The 24,714-nt window shown below is 41.1% G+C and carries 19 protein-coding genes; 2 read left to right on the top strand and 17 right to left on the bottom strand.

The features are described 5' to 3' along the window. Positions 1-35: 35 nt before the first annotated feature. A complete protein-coding gene (locus V7K79_RS14915) occupies positions 36-2,255 on the bottom strand; it encodes a hybrid sensor histidine kinase/response regulator (protein ID WP_335048772.1) in 2,220 nt (739 codons plus the stop codon). Positions 2,256-2,703: 448 nt separating this feature from the next. Between V7K79_RS14915 and V7K79_RS14910 the strand changes: the two genes are divergently transcribed. Next, positions 2,704-3,630 (top strand): cobalamin-binding protein, encoded by a 927-nt coding sequence (locus V7K79_RS14910; protein WP_335048771.1) that lies wholly within the window; start codon positions 2,704-2,706, stop codon positions 3,628-3,630. 139 nt (positions 3,631-3,769) lie between these two features. Here the strand turns inward: V7K79_RS14910 and V7K79_RS14905 are convergent, their stop codons facing one another. From V7K79_RS14905 to V7K79_RS14890, 4 genes are all read right to left on the bottom strand, one after another. Then, complete coding sequence (locus tag V7K79_RS14905) at positions 3,770-4,072, bottom strand: TMEM165/GDT1 family protein (RefSeq protein ID WP_099100177.1); 303 nt, start codon at positions 4,070-4,072, stop codon at positions 3,770-3,772. A 63-nt stretch (positions 4,073-4,135) separates the two neighbouring features. Further along, positions 4,136-4,567 carry a TMEM165/GDT1 family protein gene (locus V7K79_RS14900; RefSeq protein ID WP_335048770.1) on the bottom strand — a complete coding sequence of 144 codons (432 nt, stop codon included), beginning with the start codon at positions 4,565-4,567 and terminating at the stop codon, positions 4,136-4,138. A gap of 100 nt (positions 4,568-4,667) precedes the next feature. Beyond that, positions 4,668-5,018, bottom strand: coding sequence for a YkgJ family cysteine cluster protein (locus tag V7K79_RS14895; protein WP_335048769.1), 351 nt, complete (start codon positions 5,016-5,018; stop codon positions 4,668-4,670). A gap of 249 nt (positions 5,019-5,267) precedes the next feature. Continuing rightward, complete coding sequence (locus V7K79_RS14890; protein ID WP_335048768.1) at positions 5,268-5,639, bottom strand: VOC family protein; 372 nt, start codon at positions 5,637-5,639, stop codon at positions 5,268-5,270. Positions 5,640-6,195: 556 nt separating this feature from the next. On the opposite strand from V7K79_RS14890, the gene psb30 reads away from it, so the two are divergent. Next, entirely contained in the window at positions 6,196-6,330 is a 135-nt protein-coding gene (gene psb30 / locus V7K79_RS14885) for a photosystem II reaction center protein Ycf12/Psb30 (protein ID WP_335048767.1), read from the top strand. A gap of 139 nt (positions 6,331-6,469) precedes the next feature. Here the strand turns inward: psb30 and V7K79_RS14880 are convergent, their stop codons facing one another. The 12 genes from V7K79_RS14880 to V7K79_RS14825 all read right to left on the bottom strand — a co-directional run bounded on the left by V7K79_RS14880 (position 6,470) and on the right by V7K79_RS14825 (position 24,488). After that, on the bottom strand, positions 6,470-8,572 hold the full coding sequence (locus tag V7K79_RS14880; RefSeq protein WP_335048766.1) for a single-stranded-DNA-specific exonuclease RecJ: 2,103 nt from the start codon (positions 8,570-8,572) through the stop codon (positions 6,470-6,472). A gap of 82 nt (positions 8,573-8,654) precedes the next feature. Next, complete coding sequence (locus V7K79_RS14875) at positions 8,655-9,080, bottom strand: hypothetical protein (protein ID WP_335048765.1); 426 nt, start codon at positions 9,078-9,080, stop codon at positions 8,655-8,657. A gap of 93 nt (positions 9,081-9,173) precedes the next feature. After that, complete coding sequence (gene pstB / locus V7K79_RS14870) at positions 9,174-10,001, bottom strand: phosphate ABC transporter ATP-binding protein PstB (protein ID WP_335048764.1); 828 nt, start codon at positions 9,999-10,001, stop codon at positions 9,174-9,176. A gap of 52 nt (positions 10,002-10,053) precedes the next feature. After that, the gene (gene pstA, locus V7K79_RS14865) at positions 10,054-10,953 is read right to left on the bottom strand and encodes a phosphate ABC transporter permease PstA (protein ID WP_335048763.1); all 900 of its coding nucleotides are present in this window, start codon (positions 10,951-10,953) and stop codon (positions 10,054-10,056) included. 6 nt (positions 10,954-10,959) lie between these two features. After that, entirely contained in the window at positions 10,960-11,901 is a 942-nt protein-coding gene (gene pstC / locus V7K79_RS14860) for a phosphate ABC transporter permease subunit PstC (RefSeq protein ID WP_335048762.1), read from the bottom strand. 49 nt (positions 11,902-11,950) lie between these two features. Further along, positions 11,951-12,952: a PstS family phosphate ABC transporter substrate-binding protein gene (locus V7K79_RS14855; protein ID WP_335048761.1), complete on the bottom strand. Its 1,002-nt coding sequence runs from the start codon at positions 12,950-12,952 to the stop codon at positions 11,951-11,953. 74 nt (positions 12,953-13,026) lie between these two features. Beyond that, positions 13,027-14,184 carry a sulfate ABC transporter substrate-binding protein gene (locus V7K79_RS14850; protein ID WP_335048760.1) on the bottom strand — a complete coding sequence of 386 codons (1,158 nt, stop codon included), beginning with the start codon at positions 14,182-14,184 and terminating at the stop codon, positions 13,027-13,029. A gap of 602 nt (positions 14,185-14,786) precedes the next feature. Further along, entirely contained in the window at positions 14,787-16,040 is a 1,254-nt protein-coding gene (locus V7K79_RS14845; protein WP_335048759.1) for an exonuclease SbcCD subunit D, read from the bottom strand. A 301-nt stretch (positions 16,041-16,341) separates the two neighbouring features. Then, positions 16,342-16,911 carry a PepSY-associated TM helix domain-containing protein gene (locus V7K79_RS14840; RefSeq protein WP_335048758.1) on the bottom strand — a complete coding sequence of 190 codons (570 nt, stop codon included), beginning with the start codon at positions 16,909-16,911 and terminating at the stop codon, positions 16,342-16,344. A 232-nt stretch (positions 16,912-17,143) separates the two neighbouring features. Further along, positions 17,144-19,780, bottom strand: a complete 2,637-nt coding sequence (locus V7K79_RS14835; protein ID WP_335048757.1) for a TonB-dependent siderophore receptor — start codon at positions 19,778-19,780, stop codon at positions 17,144-17,146. Between the two features lie 819 nt (positions 19,781-20,599). Next, on the bottom strand, positions 20,600-21,751 hold the full coding sequence (locus tag V7K79_RS14830) for a PepSY-associated TM helix domain-containing protein (RefSeq protein ID WP_335048756.1): 1,152 nt from the start codon (positions 21,749-21,751) through the stop codon (positions 20,600-20,602). 85 nt (positions 21,752-21,836) lie between these two features. Then, on the bottom strand, positions 21,837-24,488 hold the full coding sequence (locus V7K79_RS14825) for a TonB-dependent siderophore receptor (RefSeq protein WP_335048754.1): 2,652 nt from the start codon (positions 24,486-24,488) through the stop codon (positions 21,837-21,839). Between the last annotated feature and the right edge of the window lie 226 nt (positions 24,489-24,714).

Below are 24,714 nucleotides of genomic sequence, written 5' to 3'. Positions count from 1 at the left end.
TAATTGTTCCTAAAAAAATGCATTTTTAGGAGCAATTAACTCAAATATTTCATCAGGATTGACTCTAGCTGGACTATCCGAACTGGCTTAACGAGGTATTCATTAAAACTACCTGGTAGCATGGCAATTTCCTCCTCTAAAGGTTCGCTAGAGGTCATCATTACAATCGGTAAATGTTTCCGATAAGGCTCTTGTCTAAGGATATTCAGCAAATTCCAGATATGAACATCCTTTGCTAACTGTAAATCAAAAAAAACTAAATTCGGTTGGAAGCTTTCTACCTGTTTTAAAAAGTCGTTACCATTATCTATCCACTTAACTTGGTAGCCAATTGTGTGGAGATAATCTTGCAACACTGTTGCTATATTTTCCTCTTCTTCTACAAGCAAAATAGTTTTATTTGTGGGGATGACTCGAGAAGAAGAGAATAAAGAGGAGGAGGTAAAATTTGCTTCCTCTTCTGTATCATCTATCTCATTTGTATCATTTCCCGGATGCTCTGGATTTGGTAGAAACAGAGTGAACTGACTGCCTTTTCCTAAAGTTGATGTAAAAGTCACATCTCCACCATGTAAACGCGCTAATTTACGCGTCAAGGCTAAACCCAAACCAGTACCTTCATACTGCCGATTTAATTGGCTGTCAAGCTGTTTAAACGGTTCAAAAAGAAATTCAAACTGACTTGAGTCTATACCAATGCCAGTATCTGAAACTGTAAATGTTATCCCTTGTGGTACTTTTTTAATTACCAGCGATACTTCACCTGCTGGAGTGAATTTAATCGCATTGGTTAGCAGGTTGAGTAGCATTTGCTTGATGCGCCGCTCATCAGCAACGCAAATATCAGCTTTTCGGTCAATTTTATGTGTAAGTTGCAATCCCTTTTCTGAGGCGCGATCGCGCACTGTCCAGATGGCATAATTACATATATCTGCCACTGATAAAGATGATAGTAACAATTCTTCTTTACCTGCTTCTACCTTAGATAAGTCAAGGATATCGTTAATCACTGCCAGCAGGTGTTCGCCACTACTATATATACAACTTATATATTCGTTCTGCTTTTCATTCAGAGAACCAACTATTTCTTGTTGTAGTAATTGTGACAAACCCATAATCGTATTCAGAGGCGTCCGCAACTCATGGCTCATGGTTGCTAAAAATTCACTTTTTGCACGATTGGCAGCTTCTGCTGCTTCTTGAGAAGCACGTAGTTTCAATTCTGTTTGCTTACGTTCAGTAATATCCTCAATCATCGCTAGAAAAAACTCAGGTTTACCATTGCTGCCTGGTATAACAGAAACAGAGATATGAGTCCAAACTAAGTTACCATTTTTATGTAGGCAGCGTCTTTCTATCTCAATTCGATGTCTTTCGGCAAGTTGTTCCTGATGTTTAGAAGGTTGTAAAGCGTCTCTGGAAGTTCTTTTTAAGTCCGTGCGAATTCCTGACATCAATTGTTTGTAAAGTTTTAAATCCTCTTTTTTTATAGAAATGTAATCTGTAAAGCACTTGCCGTATAACTCTTCTCGGCTGTATCCTAAAATATCGCACAGTGCCAGATTAGTATCGACTATCTGCGCTTTCATATCTATAAGTCCAATGCCGATAGAGGAACGCTCAAAAATCGCCCGAAATTGTGCCTCACTTTGTCGCAGTGCTTCCTGTACGACGTTTCGCTCCTTCGCTTCTATTGCCAGCGTCACAAAATCTGCAATTGAGCCAGCAAAACTCTCTTCTTCTAAAGTCCATTGGCGACCTTCGCCGATGTGTTCGTGACACACTACGCCTACCAAATGACCCTCTAGCCAAATTGGTGCATCTAGTAGAGATGTGATACCCGAAACTGAAAGATAAGACTCTGATAATTCTTGGGTTCTGATGTCGTTTCTGGCATCATCTGCGGCAATGGTACGTTCCTCTTCTAAAGCCTGAAAATAAGCAGGAAAATTTGTTTTTAAAAGCGAGTTACCAAAGGTATGCTCCTTAGTCTTCACATTATATAAATTGATACATTCAATTTTTGAACGTTCTTCATTATATAACCATACTCCCACTCGCTCTACTAACAGTGTCTGAGCAGCAGTTTCTGTGATTTCCCTCAACACCGCATCGAGATTACCTTGCTGAAATGTCTTGCTTCTTGCCAGTTGCACCAGTGTCTGGCTTTGTTTTCGCCGACTATTTTCTCTAGTTCGTAAAGCCTCTTGGGCCTGGTTGTGCTTTGTAATATCTATAGCTGACACCACCTGCATTACTTGCCCTCAAGAAGAAATAATTTGGACTTGCAGTTCTACTGAAAAAGTAGAACTATCTTTGTATAACTACAATTACTTGATATGGTTTTTCATAACCGGAATGTATAACTTTTTTAATCAAATTTTATGATTCTGGCTAATAAGTTCTAAACTAGATTTTGCTCATTAGTTCTATTACTTCATACCAGCGATTTTTGCCAGGGGATAATTAGCATTTAAAGTAATTCTACTATCAAGTAATTTTACTATCAAGTAATATAAGTAGTATATTACTTTTAGCTTAGGAGTGAGGAGTGGTAAAGACTCTTTCCAATATCCAATCTCCAGTTCAATTTCTTGCTTAGTACTGACTAGCAAAATACCCTTGATTCTCCTATAGAAAGATATATAATGTCTCAAATTCTGCCAAAATTAAGGCAACGGCAGCTATTGCAAAGGTGGAGTGATGACAGATACTGATATAAGAATTGTTTCTCTGATTCCCGGTGGAACAGAGATTTTAGCGACACTAGGGTTGGTTGATGCGATTGTGGGGCGATCGCACGAATGCGATTACCCTCCAGAAATCCTCAATCGCCCCATTTGTACCCAAGCGCGTTTAGACAGTGATACCTCCAGCAGCCAAATTCACGACGACGTGAACAGTTTATTGCAATCTGCTCTTAGCATTTATGAAATCAAAACAGATGTTTTAGAGCAATTGCAGCCTACCCACATTATCACTCAAGACCAGTGCGACGTTTGTGCTGTCAGCTTAGACGATGTTGAAAAGGCAGTTGCTACACTCATTGAGAGTAAACCTCAGATTATTTCTTTACAACCCAATAGTCTCCAGGATGTTTGGGCTGATATTGAGCGAATCGGCAACACCTTTGGCGTAGACTCAGTAAAAGTCTTAGAAAATTTAGAAGCTCGCGTCAAAATTTGTCAGCAAAAAACCCAAGGACTTTCTTCAGATGAATTACTTACTGTCGCCTGTATTGAGTGGCCCGATCCTTTGATGATCGCCGCTAATTGGATTCCGGAATTAGTTAACTTAGCCGGAGGACACTCTCTATTTTGCACTACAGGTCAGCCTTCTGTGACCTTGCCGTGGGAAACACTATTAACAACGAATCCAGATGTAATTGTTTTTATGCCTTGTGGCTTTGATTTAAATCGCACTCGCCAAGAAGCTAAGTTATTAACTCAACGCCCAGAGTGGGAAAAACTACACGCTAGCGAAACTGGTAGAGTCTACATTACCGATGGCAATTCTTACTTCAATCGTCCAGGGCCGCGACTAGTAGATTCTCTAGAAATTTTGGCAGAAATTTTGCATCCAGAAATTTTTCAATACGGCTATAAAGGAACTGCTTGGGAACATTTGTAAAGAAGAATTTAGAACTCAGGAGTCAGAATTCAGTATGAATTCAAGTCCGGTTAAGTGAGATTGGTTTAAAACCTTGCTGCGTTCCAATCCCCCACAAAGACTAATTCTGATTCCTGGATTCTGGATTCTAAATTCTTTTCTAAGGTGTTTGCTCAGAATCTGCTGATGGTTCATTGTTAAATAACAGCAGGCGTGCAGCAAGAATGGCAAATCCGACAGCCGCGATCGCTTTTAACACGCGTGTAGGTAATAATTCGGCTACTGCGCCCCCTGCTAAAGATCCCAGCAGGCTTGTCAACAGCAATGCGCCTGCTGCACCAAAAAATACTGCACGCGGAGAATTAGAACGTCCTGAAAGTGCGATCGCTGCTAGCTGACTTTTGTCACCCAATTCTGATAAAAAAACCGTAATAAAGCTCAGTCCTAATAGATGCCAATCCATATAATTAAGGGGAAGTGGGGAATTTTACCAACGACCTTGTACAGACAAGGGTTAATCGCGTCTCTAATGAATAATAAATACATCCCAAAACAGCATTAGAGAAATTATTAACAACATCACGCCTGCTGATTTTTCTACAGTTTTCGGGCTGAGTCGGTTGGCTATCCAACTACCTAAAAGTACGCCTAATAAGCTGGTGGTTATCAGCGCCGCCGCAGATCCGATAAATACCACCCACGGCGAATGAGATTGTGCGCTCATTAACAGAGTGGATAGCTGAGTCTTATCTCCAATTTCTGCTAGAAAAATGGTTACAAAAGTCGTACCAAAAACTACTAGCGCTGATTGCTGCTTTTGAGGACTATCGGCAATTACAGGCTCAACTGATGGAGCGATCGCAGGAGTTAAGTTAAAATCATTGCTGTCTTCTCGTTTTAGCTCGATCTCAGTATGAGATATGCCAGAAATCTCCAAAGGTGCAGAATCAAGTTTCACAAGCAGTAGTTTTGGTTGCTAGGGTATTTTCATATTTATATGATTTTCTCATATTTTTATCATAAATTGCAACCTTACACAAAAAAAGGAGGGTTGGGTGTCAAAGGCCAATAGCTTTGTCAAAGCGTAGTATTTCTAAACTGCGATCACCATAAACTCCTTCTATTTGCTGGCGACAGCAGTCAATAGCAAAATCGTTGACTTCTTCGGGTTCAACCCCATACATATCTTGAAACACTTCTGATTCCACACGACAGAAGCGCGGACGATTGGGATAAATGCGACATTCTCGCGTGGTATGGTCGAAATTAACGCACCATCCCCCTTCGCCTACCATGCTGAGGTAGAGTTCTAATTCTGGTGGAGAGAGATACTCTTCCAAGTCTGGACGATCTGCTGGGTCGAGATTACAGCAGGCTCCACATTGCTTTAGACATTGCCAAGTTGACATTTTGAATTGGGGAATGGTGGGGACTGGGGATTAGGGATTAGGTATTAGAGATTGAGGATTGGGTATTGAGAAAGATTTTCTCAGTCCCCAGTCCCTAATACGCTTGGCTTTGTGGAAATTTATCTGTTAAGGCAAGCATGGTAAGCAGGGATTGCCTTGCTGCATCTAAATTTCTCAATTACGAATGGGCGAAAAAGCGAATTGCGAATTGGTACAATTCCCAAGCTGTGCAGCAAGCTTGGGTGTTGACTACGGATTTTGCCGAAGCCCCAACAAATTTCCGTCAATATCCTTGAAGACAGACAATTGAACTCCGTGACCAACATCTGTAATTGGCTCAACTTCAACTCCTTTTTCAATAAGGCTTTGACGAGCAGCAGCTATATTGCTTACAACAAAGGTACTAACAGTACTACCTGCAACAACAGAATTACTTAAGTTCAATCCAATTGCAAAATTCCCAATATCAGGGATACTTAACTGTCTCCAGCTAGGCGTGTCATATTTGTCTTCAGGAACTAAACCGAGTTTGTCCTTGTACCACTTGACACTAGCTTCTAGATTGGTAACGTCTACTTTAGTGACAAAACTATATTCACCAAAAGTGTTTTTCAATGTCATAATCTACTGTCTTAATCCAAAACTTTTACAGTATAGATATTATCAACTTTTTTAAAGGTTAAAACAACTGTAAATCAATCGGAAAATAGTAGTTTGTTATTTAGACGCAGATCGTGGAAATTTATCTTAAATCAAATCTTCTGCTTTAGTTCAGTAGTTATCCTTTTGAATGTTGCCTCTGTTATAATCCCGCATTTCTCACAAGCTTGAGGGAAAGAAGCGGCAGAGGGGAAAGAACTTGTACATGAACTCTCTCCTGCTCCTCTGCCCCAATACGCTTGGGTTAAGCGTGCTTTTTTCTCCCCCTACTTCCCCTGCGTCCCCTGCTTTAAAAGATAAATTTCCTTAATCTAAGCGTATTGCCCCAGTCCCCAGTACCGAGTCCCCAATCTCCAGTCACCAGTTCCTAATCCCTTTATTTTACGTTTTTATATCTTTTGTTATAATTTTGTTAAGTAAATTAAATCTAACAGCCCGTAGCCAGATATGATCGATTGCGGGTTTTGTAATTTAAGTTATTGAATTTTTTAAGACAATTGAGAGGAGAAAAGGAAAAATGTTTGACGCTGTGTTTAACGCTTTTACCAGTATCAATTGGGAAGTTATTTTCCAATTGCTGTCCGTGGCGCTAATTGTAATTGCTGGGCCAGTGGTAATCTTTTTGCTGGCATTTCGCAACGGCAACCTATAAGGGTGCTGAGTGCTGATTAAGGGTTAAAAGTGAAGAGTTAGGAGTGAGGAATTAAATTTTATTCTCAACTCATAACTTATAGCTCATAAATCAGCACTCACAGTGTCAAAGTCACAAGTAAAAAGTTAATTAAGAACTGCTAACTGATAACTGATAACGCCAGAAGAGCAGCTTGGATGATATTGTCATACTGTGGTTGAGAGATATCAACTTCTTTGGCATTTTGACGATTAGTGCCCAGCAAACCAATTGTATGTCCGGGCTGCATGGCTAATACTTTCCCTTCAGAATTTTTAATTCTTAATTCTGCTTCAATACCGTTTTTATAGAAACCACAAGTATATTGTCGCTGGTTGTACTCAAATATGGTGCTTGACTGGATAGGTGGCGAAACCAAAAATTGTTGAAGCCGAATTGGTAATCTGACACCAATTAACTCTAGCTCGATACTGGTGTTACCGTTAAAGTAATTTTCTCGCAGTTTGTAAGCGATATCCACTGGCGATGGTAGTTGGAAATAGTCGCCCCAACGCCAAGCGATCGCTTTGATTTTATACTCCTGATTATCTATAGTTTGGGCAACTGTCAGTTTAATATGACCCTTGCCAACGATTTTTTGTTCAACCACTTGGACATTAGATGTCCAGAAAACTGGATCTGGGTTGTCCATACCGCAGGGGTGTAGAGCATTAAGCTGTTGATAAAGCTGCTGATTGATGTGATTGAGATTGATTTCGGCATCAATTTTGAGCAGAGGTTTGAGATGCTGGGGTTCAAGACACTGGTTAGCAAATTTAATCAAACGCGATCGCAACACTTGTAAATTCTCTGCTGGTAGAGAGAATCCCCCGGCTGCTTTGTGTCCGCCAAATTTGCCTAGTAAATCCTGACAATATTCCAAAGCTTCAAACACATGAAACTCTGGAATTGAGCGTGCAGAACCGCGTATATGTCCTTCATCTTCATAAGTCCCGATAAACACGGGAACACCATACCGTTCCACCAAACGAGAGGCGACTATGCCAATAACACCGTGATGCCAATTGGGTTGAACAACAATTAATACACGGTCTTTTTGTAGAGACGTAACAAATTCTGTTTCTACATAAGCGATCGCTTCTTGTTCAATTTGCTGACACATTTCCTGACGAGAGGCGTTGATTTGTTCGCACTGCATTGCTCTTTCCAGCGCCACCCCCATATCATCTGTAGTCAGCAATTCAATCACAGTTTGGGGATTACCAATTCGACCAATAGCATTAATTCTTGGCCCCAGGCGAAAACCGATATCTTCAGGCTTGAGGGATTTGGGACTGGGGACTGGGAACTGGGGATTAGGGACTGGGGATAGGAGCTTTTCTCCTGCTCTCTCATCTCCCCTCGCCTGTACGCCGCCTACCTGAATTAACGCCTGTACCCCAGGTAAATTGGATTTGGGTAAATGCTGTAAACCACGTTTTACCCAACGGCGATTCACGCCAGTTAAGGGGGCTAAATCTGCGATCGTTCCCAGTGTAAATAGGGCTAGCATCGGCTGAATTAAGCCCTTAGTTTCTCCTAGCTGTTGTGCTAAAGAAACTGCCAAGATGTAGGCAACACCAACACCAGCAACACCCCGATAAGGTGAAGATTCAGCTATTAGTTTGGGGTTGAGGATAGCGTTAGCTGGCGGTAATTTTTGGGGAATATCATGATGATCGGTGATAATCACTGCAAGACCAAGTTCTCTAGCTCTAGCAACTGGTTCAAACGCAGAGATGCCATTATCTACAGTCAGAATTAGCCCCACACCTTCGCTATGAAATTCTTCAACTATGCGTTTATTAATACCATAGCCTTCGTGCATCCGGCTGGGGATAGCATAATCTACTTGTGCGCCTAAAGTGCGGAGACTACGTAAAAGTAGAGCAGTGCTGGTCATTCCATCAGCATCGTAGTCACCACAAATAGCAATTTTTGTTTGAGAAGCGATCGCATTTTGCAACAATTCCAAACTAATCGCTAAATCTGGGAAATCTTCCAACGGCGAAGGTAAGACTAAAGACTCTGGAGCTAAAAATGCTTGTATCTGTTCTGGTGTTTCCATACCCCGATTAATCAACAACTGGCTGACAATTGGGGAAATATTTGTCAAAACCGCCAGATTTTGGGCAAATTCTGGTTTTTGTGGATAAATCTGCCAGCGCTGATTGGGTAAGCGCCTGTGAGGCTTTGATACTTCAGATACAGCTTGGTCTAGCACAATAAAAGTTAGGAATTCTCAGTTATGAGTGTTGAATTGAAAGTTATTTCTTAACTCATAACTAATAACATTAATTTGCGATCTAAAACACGTTTATCCTACCATCATCCATAATATATAACGAGCGATCGCCTGGAGAGTGCAAAGTCGGACGCAGTTCCAGCCGCAATGTGCCAAAGTTAGGTTTGGAGACAATTGCTTGTAATGATAGACCTATTTCACTCCAAAATATCAGAGATGTATTTGGCTCTGTACCTTCTATTTCTTCTAAATTTAATTTCTGTCCTGGACTCAAGGAAATTGCATCAGTCCCGGAGGGTTTTTGAATTTTAATCAGGTTAGGTGTGCTATTTATAACTTCAACTCGGATGTGTTGCCCAGGTGTAAACTGAATTGGGTGCGACCCACACTTAGATGCACAAGTTCGAGCTAAAGTGGCACTGGGATTATTAATTAATGCAACTATAACGGTAGCTGTAACTAAAGCAAATGACAAAGGCTTAAACATAATACACAGTATAAGTACTAAACTGAAATATTACTTCGATTTAGTACTGTCAAGCCTCAGCATATTTTCCAGAATTAGAACTGTGATGTGTTTTTAACCGAAGCGTCCACTGATATAATCTTCAGCTTCTTTGGTTTGAGGAGAACTGAACATTTGGACTGTAGGATTAAACTCAACTAATTTGCCGCGACGTTTGCCATGCTCGTCAATTTCTGTATTGAAGAAAGCCGTGAAGTCTGCAACTCTGGAAGCTTGCTGCATATTGTGTGTCACCATAATGATGGTGTATTGTTCTTTTAGTTCTAAGCAGAGTTCTTCTACTTGGCGGCTAGAAATTGGGTCGAGAGCAGAACATGGTTCATCCATCAATAATACATCTGGCTTCATCGCGATCGCTCTTGCTATGCAAAGTCGTTGTTGTTGTCCGCCAGATAATGCAGTTCCCTTCTCTTTGAGTTTATCTTTGACTTCATTCCAGATAGCAGCACGTCTGAGGGAATCTTCTACCAATTCATCAATGTTACCTTTATAACCGTTAGCACGCGGGCCAAAGGAAATATTTTCGTAGATTGACTTGGGGAAGGGATTCGGTCTTTGAAAAACCATGCCGACTTGGCGGCGTAATTTTACAGAATTTACCTTCGGATCGTAAATGTTGCGATCGCGATAATTCAGTCTACCCTCAACCTTAGCACCAGGAATTAAATCATTCATCCGGTTGAAGCAACGCAGTAAGGTACTTTTACCGCATCCTGAAGGCCCAATAAAAGCAATAATTTGTTTTTCAGGAATCTTTAGATACACATCTAAAAGCGCCAGGAATCCTCCATAAAACACCTTTACACCTTCAACATTGAATACGCTATTACCTTGGTCTATTGTGGCACTATCTGATTGACTTCTACTATTGCTATAAATCATGAAAGTGTATCTCCTAATCTCTGTGAATATATCCAATTAGATATTTAATTACCTAATTTATTGAGAAGCGTTGTCTAATATAAATTGCTACACCATTTAAAACTAAAATCAAGAGTAACAACGCAATAATTGTGGCTGCTGCTGCACTAGCAAAACCCGGTTCAGGACGAGTTATGTAACTGTAAATTTGAATGGGTAATGCCATAAATCTCTGGAACAAACCAGGGTTAAAGGTGAGAAAACCCACAGCACCTACAACAATCAGAGATGCGGCATCACCAATAGCGCGGGATATAGAGATAATCACCCCCGTCAGAATACCGGGAATAGCATAGGGTATGACATGATTGCTGATAGTTCGCCATTTTGTGACACCTAATCCGTAAGAAGCATTTCTTAAAGAATCCGGTACAGCGCGAATTGCTTCTCTAGCTGTCACAATAATTACTGGTAAAGACAGCAAAGATAAAGTCAATGCACCAGAAATCAAAGCGGGGCCAAAGCCAAGCAAATAATTGAAAACTCCTAAACCCAGCAATCCATAGACAATAGAAGGCACACCCGCCAGATTACTGATATTAATCTCAATAATTACTGTCCACCAAGCTTTAGGTGCATACTCTTCTAAATATAAAGCTGCTCCTACACCAATTGGAACAGTCACTAAAATCACAACACATCCTAAAAGAACGCTGCTGATAATCGCCGGACGAATACCACCTTGGTCAGGAAAACGAGAAGGAGTTTCTGTAAGAAAGCCGGGTGATAAAAATCTGCCTAATCCGTCTCGCAAAATATCAAAAAGTAGCAATGCTAAGACAAATAAACCAATTAGCAATCCTAACAAAAAGAGTACTTCAAATACTTTACCTAGTGTCTCTCTATTTTCAACATTATCGGTAAATTCTGCCGCAGAATCTAAAGAATTATCTCGTTGATAACTTGTAGCCATATCTATTTAGTCGTATTTTTCTTTAAAGCGATTAGCAACCCAATAACTAACAATATTCAAAGCTAGCGTGAGTAGAAATAAAACAGCGCCTACAGCATATAATGTCTTGAAATTGAGACTACCACGCGGACTATCTCCACCAGAAATTTGCGCCATGTAAGCTGTCATGGTTTCTACTGATTCCATGAAGTTAACAGTTAATCTTGGTTGTTGTCCGGCGGCGATGAGGACAGTCATTGTTTCACCCACAGCGCGAGAAATACCCAAAATAATCGAGGCGATGATTCCAGAAAGCGCGGCTGGTAGAACTACTTTAAAAATTGTTTCCAGTTTAGTGATACCTAAAGCATAAGCTCCTTCTCGCAAAGAACGTGGAACTGCTCGGATAGCATCTAAGCTGATAGAACCAACAGTAGGAGTAATCATTACCCCCATCATTAACCCCGCACTCAAAGCATTGAATATTTCCAGAGGGATAAGATTCCGCAGCAATGGTGTAAGGAACAACAGCGCGAAGTAACCATAAACTACTGTGGGTATTCCTGCTAAAAGTTCTACTGCTGGACGTAAAATTGCAGCCACTTTGGGTTCAGCATATTCACTCAAATAAATAGCAGAAGATAAACCTAAAGGAATCGCAACTGCCATAGCAATAGCTGTAGTCAATAAAGTGCCATTAATCAATGGCCAAACGCCAAAATGCTTATCTGCAAATAAAGGTGTCCATTTTGTATCAAAAAAGAATTGGGCAAAGGAAACTTCTTGGAAAAAGCCGAATGTCTCTTGAAAAATAATTATGACAATCCCAAAGGTAGTCAGAACCGAGACTAAAGCACAAGCAAATAAAATCGCCGCAATAATCTTTTCGGAAATATCTTCAGATGCATTTTTATCCAGTGACTCTCTGGATTTTAAATTAGGAGCGTCTTGATAATTTGTATTTTGCATAGACAACTAACTTATCACTAAAATTCAACTACAATGACTGAGACTTTATTTAAATAAAGTTTGTGATTGGTTCACCTGGTTTTGCTTTTTTAAACTTTGTCCCAGTTTCGCCAGTAGCAAATTTTTGTTTGACTTTGAGGTAAGCTTCATCAGGTAATGCTACATAACCAACGCTATCTACCCACTTCCAAGAATTTTCTAGATAAAAATCTACAAATTCTTTGACTGCTGGTTTAGTATCTAAGGATTTTTTACTAACATAGATGAAGAGAGGACGAGACAAAGGTGTATAGATATTTTTAATTACGTTATCTACCGGAACTGGTTTTTCACACTTTCCTGTAGGGCTTTCCACAGCAACTAGATTCAGTTTGTCTTGATTTTGAATATAGTAAGATATGCCTACATAACCCAAAGCTGTTACATCACCTGACACTCCTTGTACGAGAAGATTTTGATTTTGAGTAGCAGTGTAGTCTGTACGGCCATTTTTGGCTTTGCCAGTCACAGCTTGAGTCATATAATCGAATGTTCCCGTATCAGAAGATGGAGCATACAGCTTCAGCTTTTCGTTAGGAAACTTAGAATTAACTTGATTCCATTTCAATATTTTGCCATCTGATTTGCCGCCCCAAATCTTACCTAGTTCCTTAATAGTAAGACATTTAGCAAAGTTATTTTGACGGTTGGCAATCACGGCAATACCATCTAAAGCTACAGGCAACTCGACAAATTTAATATTCTTACTTTGACATTTTTTGATTTCTTCATCTCTAATGGTGCGAGAAGCACCAGCAATATCAATATCGCCATTACAAAATTTACTGAAACCGCCACCAGTACCACTTGAGGCAACGCTGACTTTAGCTTCAGGTTTGACTTTACCGTATTCTTCTGCAACTGCTAAAGAAATAGGAAAACCTACAGCTGCACCATCAAGACTTACCTGATTTTTCTTTTCCTCACTGCTGCTACAGGCATTGATAGTCGTGGCAATAATCATTAAAAACGTCAGCATCAAGCTATTTTTAAATCTGCTATGAAAGCTCATAAATTATTAATTGAGGTAAAGTGATTGAGATTTATTTATGTTTGCTTGGCTATCTACTAGAAAAATATACAATATCATGATTTGCTGGCAGCATAAATTTTGTCAAAAATTGCCCCATTTCCAAAAAATTTGCTTTGAATAATATCCCAACCACCTAAATCTTGAGATGTGAATAAAGTTTTAATTGGTGGATGTTGTGATGCTACTTCTTGATTAACAGAAGGGTTAACAGGACGATATTGTAGTTTGGCAAATTCCCGTTGAGCTTCTGTGGAGTAAAGAAAATCAACAAATGCTTGTGCAACTTCTCTGGTACTGTGTTTATCAACGTTTTTATCAACTACTGCTACAGGATTGTCAATAGAAATATTGACTTGGGGTACAACATAAGGTAGTTTATTCCCATTTTTTCCTGCTAAAATTACCTCATTCTCGTAGTTGATTAAGACATCACCTTGATTTTGTTGGAAAAATACATTGCTAGCTTCACGAGCATCTTTCGTCAGAATAGGAGTGTTTTTATAAACTTTGGTGACGTAATCTAACGCTGTCGCTTCATCACCTCCAGTTAGACTCACGGAACCCCAAAAAGCCAAGAATTCCCAGATAGCAATACCAGAAGTTTTTGGGTTAGCGGCAATCACTTTCACGCCATCTTTTGCCAAATCTGCCCAAGTATTAATACCTTTGGGATTTCCTTCGCGGGTGACGATCGCAGCAACAGATCTACTAACAATACCACTTCTCGGAGCTTTGGTTTCCCAACCTGATTTAATCAAACCTGCAAGAGCAATTTTGCTGACATCTAGGGGAAGCGCCAAATGTACTATATCTGCTTCTTGGGAACCGTCAATTACAGCAGCCGCTTGAGCGCCAGAACCACCATAACTTTGCTCAAATGTAACGTTTTGGTTGTGTTCTTGCTTCCACTTTTCGATAAATTTAGGAATTATCTGGTCATGAGCGGCTTTGGTGACAGAGAAAGATACGAGTTTTAATTTAACATCATTTTTGCTAGCTGAACTGCTTCCCGAACAAGAGGCAACTGCTATACTGAAAAAAATACTTATTAAAAACAGGCTCACAAAGCTTTGGATACTGCGTCCATCCAACCAACTTCTAATTGCGTGTTGATACGATAGTTGCATAGTCCGCAAGGCTTTCATGGCATAAGCCTGTATTCCCTCACTTAGGAATTTATTTAATTTTGTTGGTTGTTGCGACTTGCTCATTGGAATCACCCCTAAATCTACGGTATTTCTACATGGATACCGTGATTATGAGAATTATAGGGTATATAGAATAATATTTATCATCTGGATTATTTTTTTTTACTAAGTGAACGTCTGATGTGAATTAGAAACGCCGCTTATTCTACAAGGGTTTCTAGATTCACTCAAAATCATAGTTTTGGGATTACCTATGAAATGACAAGGGTTTCAAAGCTTAATTCACATTAAACGGAAGTGAGCAATTTATCATCAAAATCTGATTTACCAAGGCATTTCAAAAAATGGGTTTTTCTGCTGGAGAGCGAAACAATCCAGATGCATACATACTATTTGATAAAAAATATGTTGCGAGTAATACAAAACAGTAGTAGAAACTCGATTTTTTTAGCCGTCAAACTGTTTGTAAAATAAAGTAGCCGCATTAAAGCATCTTGAATATGATAATTTAAGTATTCACTAACTGAGTCAGGCGTTTCAGGATACGTAGCACGTCATATAACTCATTTCTAGGGTTTCACATCAAAAAACCCTTTGACCTTTGCTTGGATTGTTTGCGTCATAACTTTTGGGCACTGGAGTAGAGTAAATTAATTGGCTTTATCTTACTCATTAGTTGCTGCTTCTAGCCAAACTTCCACTTCATCTGCTAGCAACTTTTGGGCTGCATCCATCATTGAGGTTGCGATGTCTTTCAGGTCTTCGCGATTGTTTAAGTAAGTTTTCAAAGCTTCCATTGGGTCAATGCTGCTACTTGCGCTCAATTCAGGAATTCGGGGTCTGGCTAATTGACTCACTAATTCTGCTTGAATGGTGTAGGTGTGAGCGGGACTTAAAGCAGTATGTAGAGAAGAACTGTCAATTACATCCATCTGTTCGGAGCGGAGTTTGTAAATTAGCCGCACTACAGTATCTTGAATATCATACTTGGCGATCGCTTTCATTAACACTACTTGCGGCTCATCTGCTTTTGAGACATCCACTTCAATGGTGCGGAAAGTCCGAACTGTCAAAGGACAAAATTCCCACTCAGCCCTTCCCCGCTCTAGTTCCAGCATTACATAACCTTTGTCTTCTTTTTCTTCGCTGAAATCTACTCGCTCAATACTCCCTGGATAAATTACAGGCGGGTTGTTGGATTTATTCAAATTTTGGTGGCGGTGAACGTGTCCCAACGCTACATAATCAAAACAAGGTCGCGTCAGCAAAGATAGGGGTAGGGTAAAGCCTTTACCTACTGCCAAAAAGCGTTCTGCGCCCAAGCTAGCATTGTCAGCCATCAAGTGAGCCAAAAGGATAGTAGGTACATCTGGGTCAAGACGGCGAACTTCCCCTTCTAAAACAACTCGCAGACGTTCCGTTAATAGTTCGTTGACTTCTGCCAAAGACAAACCTTCAGTCTCTTGGCGAGTCATCAGAGTTGAACGGGTTAACCAAGGAAGAGTGATTACCTGCACTTTACCATTGCGGGTTTGAATACAGTGAGTAGTTAATGTGTCACCGACAACAAACCCTGGCACTCCCAAAGTGCGGTAAATATTTAAACTCGCCCCTCCCTGTCCTTGGGAATGTTGGTCGTGGTTGCCTACCAACAGCACTGTTGGAATATTGGCATCCATAAGACGGCGAAATTGGCTGGCAAAAGCTTGTTGTACATAAGGCGGTGGTGTCGCATCCGGGAAAGCATCGCCACCAAATATCACTATATCAACAGCATCTGTCAGCGCTCTGTCAATACATATAGACAAGGTGTTGACAAAATCCTCCAATCGTGTATTCAATCCAGTTGTGGGATTAATTCGTCCGTGGGAGAAGCCGCTTCCCATGTGGATGTCGGAGAGGTGGAGGATTTTAATCATATTTGTCCTTTGTTCTTTGTCTACATATTAATGACAAATAGCTATTGAGAACTGTTTAAATGTCTCAAACTTACCAATGACTCGTCAATATTCTACGTTTTTCCCTTGGGCTTATTGTATTTTTTACCACTTTAGTCTGATAAGAATTGTATAAAAATATGCGCCCTCTCCCAAAAATTACTTAAAAACCACATTCCACATCCCCAACTGTCAAAATCAGTTTTTTCAGATTTTTAACCCAGTTAAATGTTGTATTTAATACGAAAAACCTCAAATCAGGATTGCGATCGCGTATTGTCAGTTAATTGCGGTGTGAATGTGACAGTTCTATTGAGCGATCGCAAATCTTAGTTTTTGGTTGATAGCGATACCGCCACATGACAAAGCTAGTGATGAACAAAACCAACGGTGCAAGTCCGACAAAGACGTAGAAAATTCGGGATGGCAGTCCCCAGAAAGTACCATAGTGCAGAGGGACAAAGGAATTGATAATGCGATCGCCTAACGATATCTTCAAAGAACTATCCACTCGCAAAACTTTATCACTATATCGATCAAGATAAACATAGCTCTGACCATAGTCCTTATTTTCTTGGGGAAGCTTAAAGCGAACCATGAAGGCATCTTCTGGTTTAACTGGAAAGTAAATTCTCCAGAGCGCTCCATCCGATAAAGCAGCTTGAGCAGTTTTTAATTGTTCTGGAAGTCTGAGCGGGGATTTACCAGCAATGGGCTGGTCGAAGTTGCTAATTTCTGACTGGAAGACCAATAGACTACCAGTCAGACCAACGAGAATTGCAATTAGTCCCACTGCTAAACCAATGTAGCGGTGTAGTTTGAAAACTAGATGACGAAAGGATTTTTCTTGCATGGTAGATGCTCTACAACTAGTAGTCTGCCAACCCAAAGATGCGCTTTTTCGGGCTGGGCAAAGGGGAAAGGGAACTGGGTTTGGGATTTAAAACCTTTCCCCCTGCCCCTTATCCCCAGAGGGGACCCCACCTTCCCCCTTACCCAATAAAGAGCTTTCGTCACGAAAGCGAACTACTAGAGAAACAATTTGATTGTTAGTGCCAAATATTGTTGGCTTTTGGCACTAGCAATCAAAATTCTAAAGAAACTGTACCTTGCACAGTAAACGGATCGCCTAGTAGACCCGTAGACTCAAAATAGTACAAGTCAAACAAGTTTTTGAAATTTAGTGCAGCACGGAACCTATCTCGCTTGTAAAAAATCGCGGCATCAGTGGTGACATAGCTGGGTAATATATATCGCGAATCATTTGGGAGATTTGCTTCTCTGTCACCAACATAAAATACTCCGACTCCAAAGCTTAATCCTTGCAAACTACCAGATTGAATTTCGTATTTTGTCCATAAGCTAGCAGAATGTTTTGGTACGTTATCAAGCTCGTCACCAACTGGATAGTCGTTATCTTCTGTGATTATTGAATTTGTAAAAGCATAGTTAGCAACAATGTTCCATCCCGGCAAAATTTCACCGGTCACGTCAAATTCAATACCCCGGCTACGCTGTTCACCAACTTGAACAAAAAATCCTAATGCTCGACGGGCTAGATCAGGATCGCCAGTAAGGATATTGGAACGGGTCAAGTCATACAAAGACAAGGTTGTAGAAAGCTTGTCATTAAAATCTACTTTCACACCCACTTCATACTGTGTGCCACGTCCTGGTTGAAACAAGTTACCATTAAAATCTTGTCCACCCTGTGGGGTAAACGAGCGACTGTAGCTAGCGTAGAGCGAAATTGGCTCTACAGGTTGATAGACGATCCCAACTCTTGGGCTAAAGGCTTGCTGTTGTGGGGACTCGGTCAATTCCTCACCAATATTCCCTGCTTTTGAATTTGCAATATCGTAGCGTCCCCCCAAAACCAGTTTTAAATTTTCTGCCAGGGTCACTTGATCTTGGATATAAAAGCCGTATGAGTCTGATTTATATAAATTGGCAAATGTATATGTATCATTTACTCCGAGCTTGGCTCGTTGACCATATACAGGGTTGTACAGATCAAGCTGGTCAAAAGGTCCACCACCACCACCAACTTCTGACGATGTTCCCCATTGGTAATTAAAGCCAGTTATCAGTTGATGCCCAATGCTGCCTGTCTGAAATTTGCCAACTGTATAAGTGTCAAAATTATAGTTATCATCCGTGGCTAGATTGTATGAATAGTATCTATCCACAGTCCGGAAATCTGGCCCAAATTCACCAGCATCAACTAAAGCTCTATCAGTTACACTGTGAGAAAACAAGAAACTACTGTGTAGCTGCCAGTCTTCGCTGAAACGATGCTCAAGGTCGTAGCTAGCTTGATATGCACTTATTTCTGTTCTTTTAGGATCTGGCCAGGACGGATTAAGATTGCGAGGGAGTCTGCCATTCGGATTAGGTAATAGAGTACCCTGATATGGGAGACCAAAATTACCATTATCTTTGCTTCGATCTTTATATTCGCCTGCTAGGGTAAGTTTGGTGCGATCGCTGATTTGCCAGCTAATAGTAGGGGCGACAACGTATTGTTGCTCATCGTAGAAATCAACAAAACTCTCTGTAGTCTGAGCAGCAACGTTGAGACGGTACAGTACAGTTTTACTGTCATTCAGGGGGCCGGAAAAATCTATTGCACCGCTATAAGCATTGTAGCTGCCAGCAGAGGCTTCGATGAAATAGTAAGGTTCTGCTAAAGGTTTTTTGGTCACAAGATTCACAACACCACCCAGGGAACCTTGACCGTAGAGAACAGAGGCAGGTCCTTTTAGAACCTCAATCCGCTCGATATTAGCAAAATTAAAACCACCAGCTATATTGTTGGTGTTTTTCAATCCATTTGTAATGATATTGTCTTGCGAAAGAAAACCTCGAATCTGAGGGAGTGCATTATTCCCACGGGATGAAGAATTACCTGATTGCCTAGCACCGGGTACGTTTCTTAGTGCTTCACCCAAATTCGTTATCCGCTGATCCTCTATCAACTGCCGGGGAACTACCTGAATCGACTGGGGAATATCACGCAAGGGTGTATCAGTTTTGGTTCCCACTGAGGTATTTGACACGCGATAGCCATCTTGTTCCCCCGTGACTACCAACTCAATCGGCTGATCATTGCTTGGCGATGGTTGTTCTGGCTGTGTCTGGTTTGTTGGCTTTTGTTGAGCTTGTGGTGTTTGTGGTTGTTGCCCAGAAGCCGCACTTGCAACACCAAAAACTAAACCTTCCCTTGGACTATCATACAACTCCACAACTGGTAAACCCGCTTCACCCGTTACTGTCAGCCGGATAGTATTGGCATCTAAGTTAGTGGCAGTTATAGCAGTGATTCCCTGTGCTAGTTGCTGTTGGCTAAATTTGTTACCTGATGGCAGAAACAATTGAGCATTTTTAATATCAACAATAAAGTTATTACCTTGACTCTTGACAGCTATTTGTAATTTTTCCGATGCAGTTGTTTCTAAAATTACGTCAATTCCTTTATTTGTGGTGTTCACCTTCACTTGAGTGATTTTCACCACTAAATCATTCTCTATATTTTGAGATAACAAGTCTTTGGCATCGGTTGAGAGTGGTTGGGAATCAATGACTGTAGGTATTTCAGTAATTAGTTGACTCTGTTTTGACTCAGCCAAAGCTCCTTGAGTCAGTAATAGGGGGATAAAAATCCCAATCCCTAGATTAAAAATAAAAAATCGCCAAGGTTGTTGCAAGATATTGCTCCTCACACAAATTTAGTCCAAATTTTTATTAAAAATAATTTGCAACTATTTTAAGGAGCTTACGTATTTACAGGACAACAAATCTAGGCCATAGAGGACAAAAATTAGGCCATAAAGGACAAGTTTTAACTGCTCAAGGCGATAGTGTAGCATTAGTTTTTACCCCCCTTAATCCCCCCGTTTACAAGCGGTAAACAGAAATCTAGTTCCCTCTGCTGTATGAGGCTACGGTGTACACACAAGTCGTAAAATTCCACCTGACACTTGGTTTCGTCCTCTAGCAATAGGATTGTGCGATCGCTCTGGAAGCCTGTCATTGCGAGGAGGAACGACGAAGCAATCGTTTAAACCACGGGATTATGTGATTACTTAGCTCCGTTATCACTGCGCTCGTAATGACAATTTAAGGGGTCTATAACGCCTGAAACCCTTTCAGATAGTACTTGTGTGTACACCGTAGGCTGTATGAGGGGAGGGTTAGGGTGGGGTAAAACCTACCGTTCAATCCAGACATAGAAAACAAAATCATCATTCTACAACAATCTTTCCAGCTGGACAAGCACCAGGGGTAACACCAAACTTGTGCTTAAAAGCGATTGTAAGTAGAAGGTAAAAGCCTCAACAGTAGAGAGTTTGCGTTGTTGGCATTTTATACTTAATTATGTCCACTTACTTATTAACCTATCTCAGGTCTGTTAAAACTTCCGTTGAAGTAAAACCGCAACCAACCCAAGAATAATCTATCAAGAGCGATTTACATCAGCACAGATCAACGCATACAAATTATTTCAACAAGGGAGATCGTGAAATTGCTGGCTTTATAATCTAATTCTCTGCTTTCAACTCAGCCAGTTCTCTTGTCTGCGGGGAGCGATTTTTTTTGTAGCGATACCACCACATGACAAAGCTAGTGATGAACAAAACCAACGGTGCAAGTCCGACAAAGACGTAGAAAATTCGGGATGGCAGTCCCCAGAAAGTGCCGAAGTGTAGAGGCACAAAGGAGTTGACGATGCGATCGCCTAACGATATCTGCAAAGAACTATGGACTCGTAAAACTTTACCACTGTATTGGTCGAGATAAACATCATAGTCTACATCTTTTTGAGTCTGCTTAAAGTTGACCGTTAAGACTTCTTCTGGTTTACTTGGAAAAGAAATACTCCTGAGCGAGCCATTTGGTAAAGCAGCTTGAGCGATTTTTAATTGCTCTTTTAGTAGGAGTGGAGACTTCCCGGCAATAGGGACAGAAACCGGACTTGCTTGCTGCTGGTTAGAGAAGGTTAGAGTATAGATCATCGGGTTAACGAACTCACTGAAGCTCCAGCAAAATCCTGTGAAAAATGTGAAGATGAGGAATACTACTGTAATCACCCCAGCAACTTTGTGAACATCAAAGTTAACCCGCTTGGGATGAGCATTCCACTTGATTTTGAATCCAGATATCAATTTGCGCCAACCAGGCCAAAGGATAATCCCTGTAATGCTCATGAAAGACATCAGTAAACCAATGATGCCCAGAAACTTATAGCCCCAGTCACCTGCTAAAAGACTATAGTGGAGTGGGTAGACGATTTCAAAAAACTTTTGTACAAAGCTTGACTTTAAATTTAAATTATTACCGAAAATTGCTCCTGTGTAAGGGTTAACGTAATTTTCTGTCCAGTCATTTTCTTTGGTTTTCAGCACAACATTCATCGGCTCACTTGGCTTTGTGGGCAGGTAAACCGACTGGAGAGTTACATCTGGTTGATTGCTATATGTCTTTTTTACAGTATTTATTACAACTTCAATGGGCAGTGGTTGACCTTGAGGGGTAATTGTATAAATTGGGCGCTGTTGAGCAAAGTTTTCTATTTCGGTGTGGAAGACCAATAGACTACCAGTCAAGCCGACAATAATTGCAATCAGTCCCACAGCTAAACCAGTGTAGCGGTGTAGAATAAATACCAAGTTGTGGAGTTTTTTAGAGTTCATAGCTGATGTTCGTTGGTTTAGTTTTTGTTACTCTCCTAAAAAGACTTGTGTGTACACAGTAGCCTTTTTAGGGGGCTAGGTCAGCTTAAAACTCCCACGAAATTGTACCCTGTACGGTGAACGGCTCACCAGGGAAAACACGCAGCTGGTTAAGGGCAGTGTCAAAGTAGTCTACATCAAACAGATTTTTGAAATTGAGCTGTGTGCGTAACCGTCCTCGTTTGTAGAAGATGGCAGCATCGGTTGTGAAATAGCTGGGCAATTTAAAGCTATTTTCCAAATCGGCTTGCCTGTCGCCGACAAAGAAAAAGCCCAGACCAAACCCCAACCCTTGCAAGGAACCTTTTTGAATTTCATAGGTTGTCCACAGGTTAAAAGAATTTTCTGGCGTATTGCTCAATTTCTTACCAATAATACTAGAATCGGTATCATCTGTAATCTGAGCATCAGTATAGGCATAGCCACCATAGAATTTCCATCCCGGCAAGATTTCACCGGACAGGCCCAGTTCAATTCCCCGGCTGCGCTGTTCGCCAATTTGGATCTGAAAGTTAACATGAGTTGGATCTGGATCGGCCGTGAGAATATTGGACTTGGTCAGGTCGTAAAAGGCAAGGGTTGCCGATAGTTTGCTGCTAATATCTGCCTTGATGCCCACTTCATACTGAGTACCGCGTTCGGGTTCAAACAGATTGCCATAAAAATCTTGTCCAGTGTTTGGAGTAAAGGAGCGGCTGTAGCTGGCATACAGTGAAATCGGCTCTATGGGCTGATAGACGATGCCAAAACGAGGAGTGAAGGCATCACTCGATTTGCTGCTTTCTGTGTTGGCTAAGTCATCTCTATCTGTGGATCTGGAGGTATCAAACCGACCACCTAGCAGCAACTTCAGATTATTAGTCAAATTGACCTGATCCTGAACATAAACGCCCAGTGTATCACTCGAACTGGAATACTTATATTGAGAACTGACAACAGTACCTAACGGCTGACCATACACAGGATTGAACAGGTCAATGGATGGCGCAGTGGTATACTTACCGCTTGATTCAAGGGTGTCGGTTCGACTGAGATCGACTCCAAATAGTAATTGATGGCGAACGGAGCCAGTGGAGAATTTACCAATCACATCTGTTGTCAAGTTATAGGCATTGTAATACTCTTTATAGTCGGTAATACCAATACGATCCAGGGTTCGCTTGTCGTCCTCAAGATTGACAGGAAAGGCAAGTTTGTCAAAACTGTATCGAAAAAACGTTGCATTGAAAGCGTTTCGGAATGACCAATTGTCGCTCAACTGATGTTCCAGTTTGTATCCTACTCTACCCGTCTTCCCTTCTTGATTACTGTCAGTTTCACCAATGTAGCGATTAAGCGGTATTTTACCATTGGGGTTGGCAAGGACAGTGCCTTCGGCGGGTAAACCCCGCACGGCATTTTCAGTTTTTTGGTCAGTGTAATCTCCCTCTAGAGTCAAGTTGGTTTTCTCACTAATGTCCCAACGCAGGACAGGCGCAATGAAAAACACTCTGTTGTTGAAAAAATCAGTGGTTGCCTCTCTATCCAGGTAAGACGTATTCAGTCGATATAGTAATGTCTTTGAGTCATTCAGTGGTCCAGACAGATCCACAGCACCCCGGTAAAGATCATCACTGCCAACGGTTGCTTCAATGGCATAAAAAGGGTCGCGCAGAGGCTGTTTGGTAATCACATTCAGCGTCCCACCTGGACTGCCCTCACCAAACAGAACTGAAGCTGGACCTTTGAGCAATTCAATTCGCTCAATATTAGATACTTCAATCGAATTAGCCGCAAATCCAGTTGGCAACCCATTCCTGATCGCATTGCCCTCAAACCCTCGAGTCAGAAATCGGATACCTACATTACCAGTATTGGCACCACCGGCACCGGTCAGAGTCAAACCAGTGATGTTTTTGAGCGCCTCATAAGTACTGGTAGCTTGTTGATCGCGCAGAACCTCTTGAGGAATTACCTGAATCGATTGGGGAATGTCACGCAGGGGCGTATCGGTTCTGGTGGCGGCGGAAGCATTGGGTACGCGATACCCATCTTGCTCCCCTGTCACCACCAACTCAATCGGTTCATCACCAGAAGCTGATGGTTGCTGTGGCTGTGTCTGGTTTGGTGGCTGTTGAGGTTCCGGCTGTTGTGAAGGTGGTTGTTGCCCAAGTTGCCCAGAAGCAGCCGCACTCGCAACACCAAAAACCAAACCTTCCTTCGGGCTATCATACAACTCCACAACTGGTAAACCCGCTTCACCCGTTACTGTCAGCCGGATAGTATTGGCATCAAAGTTAGTGGCAGTTATAGCAGTGATTCCCTGTGCTGGTTGCTGTTGGCTAAATTTGTTACCTGATGGTAGAAACAATTGAGCATTTTTAATATCAACAATGAAGTTATTACCTTGACTCTTGACAGCTATTTGTAATTTCTCTGATGCAGTTGTTTCTAAAATTACGTCAATTCCTTTATTTGTGGTGTTCACCTTAATTTGAGTGATTTTCACCACTAAATCATTCTCTATATTTTGAGATAACAAGTCTTTGGCATCGGTTGAGAGCGGTTGGGAATCAATGACTGTAGGTATTTCAGTGATGACTTGACTCTGTTTTGACTCAGCCAATGCTCCTTGAGTCATTAATAGGGGGACAAAAATCCCAATCCCTAGATTAAAAATAAAAAATCGCCAAGGTTGTTGCAAGATATTGCTCCTCACACAAATTTAGTCCAAATTTTTATTAAAAATAATTTGCAACTATTTTAAGGAGCTTACGTATTTACAGGACAACAAATCTAGGCCATGGAGGACAAAAATTAGGCCATAAAGGACAAGTTTTAACTTGTCGCGGTGATGGTGTAGTATTAACTTTTACTATCTTATTCCCATATCTAATCTGGTAGGGTGCGTAAGAGAGTGGCATAACACACACTACAAAACTTAT

It is taken from the genome of Nostoc sp., assembly GCF_036917575.1.
Lineage (GTDB): Bacteria > Cyanobacteriota > Cyanobacteriia > Cyanobacteriales > Nostocaceae > Nostoc.
Note: the sequence above shows the minus strand (reverse complement) of the source record. Positions and strands in the feature narration are given on the sequence as shown.

Bases quoted from the DNA above. Each gene is read 5' to 3' on its own strand.
- V7K79_RS14875 (WP_335048765.1), bottom strand. From the start codon at position 9,080: ATGTTTAAGCCTTTGTCATTTGCTTTAGTTACAGCTACCGTTATAGTT.
- V7K79_RS14840 (WP_335048758.1), bottom strand. From the start codon at position 16,911: ATGCAAGAAAAATCCTTTCGTCATCTAGTTTTCAAACTACACCGCTAC.
- V7K79_RS14910 (WP_335048771.1), top strand. From the start codon at position 2,704: ATGACAGATACTGATATAAGAATTGTTTCTCTGATTCCCGGTGGAACA.
- V7K79_RS14845 (WP_335048759.1), bottom strand. From the start codon at position 16,040: ATGATTAAAATCCTCCACCTCTCCGACATCCACATGGGAAGCGGCTTC.
- V7K79_RS14830 (WP_335048756.1), bottom strand. From the start codon at position 21,751: ATGAACTCTAAAAAACTCCACAACTTGGTATTTATTCTACACCGCTAC.
- V7K79_RS14905 (WP_099100177.1), bottom strand. From the start codon at position 4,072: ATGGATTGGCATCTATTAGGACTGAGCTTTATTACGGTTTTTTTATCA.
- pstC (WP_335048762.1), bottom strand. From the start codon at position 11,901: ATGCAAAATACAAATTATCAAGACGCTCCTAATTTAAAATCCAGAGAG.
- V7K79_RS14855 (WP_335048761.1), bottom strand. From the start codon at position 12,952: ATGAGCTTTCATAGCAGATTTAAAAATAGCTTGATGCTGACGTTTTTA.
- pstA (WP_335048763.1), bottom strand. From the start codon at position 10,953: ATGGCTACAAGTTATCAACGAGATAATTCTTTAGATTCTGCGGCAGAA.
- V7K79_RS14915 (WP_335048772.1), bottom strand. From the start codon at position 2,255: ATGCAGGTGGTGTCAGCTATAGATATTACAAAGCACAACCAGGCCCAA.
- V7K79_RS14895 (WP_335048769.1), bottom strand. From the start codon at position 5,018: ATGTCAACTTGGCAATGTCTAAAGCAATGTGGAGCCTGCTGTAATCTC.
- pstB (WP_335048764.1), bottom strand. From the start codon at position 10,001: ATGATTTATAGCAATAGTAGAAGTCAATCAGATAGTGCCACAATAGAC.
- V7K79_RS14890 (WP_335048768.1), bottom strand. From the start codon at position 5,639: ATGACATTGAAAAACACTTTTGGTGAATATAGTTTTGTCACTAAAGTA.
- V7K79_RS14850 (WP_335048760.1), bottom strand. From the start codon at position 14,184: ATGAGCAAGTCGCAACAACCAACAAAATTAAATAAATTCCTAAGTGAG.
- psb30 (WP_335048767.1), top strand. From the start codon at position 6,196: ATGTTTGACGCTGTGTTTAACGCTTTTACCAGTATCAATTGGGAAGTT.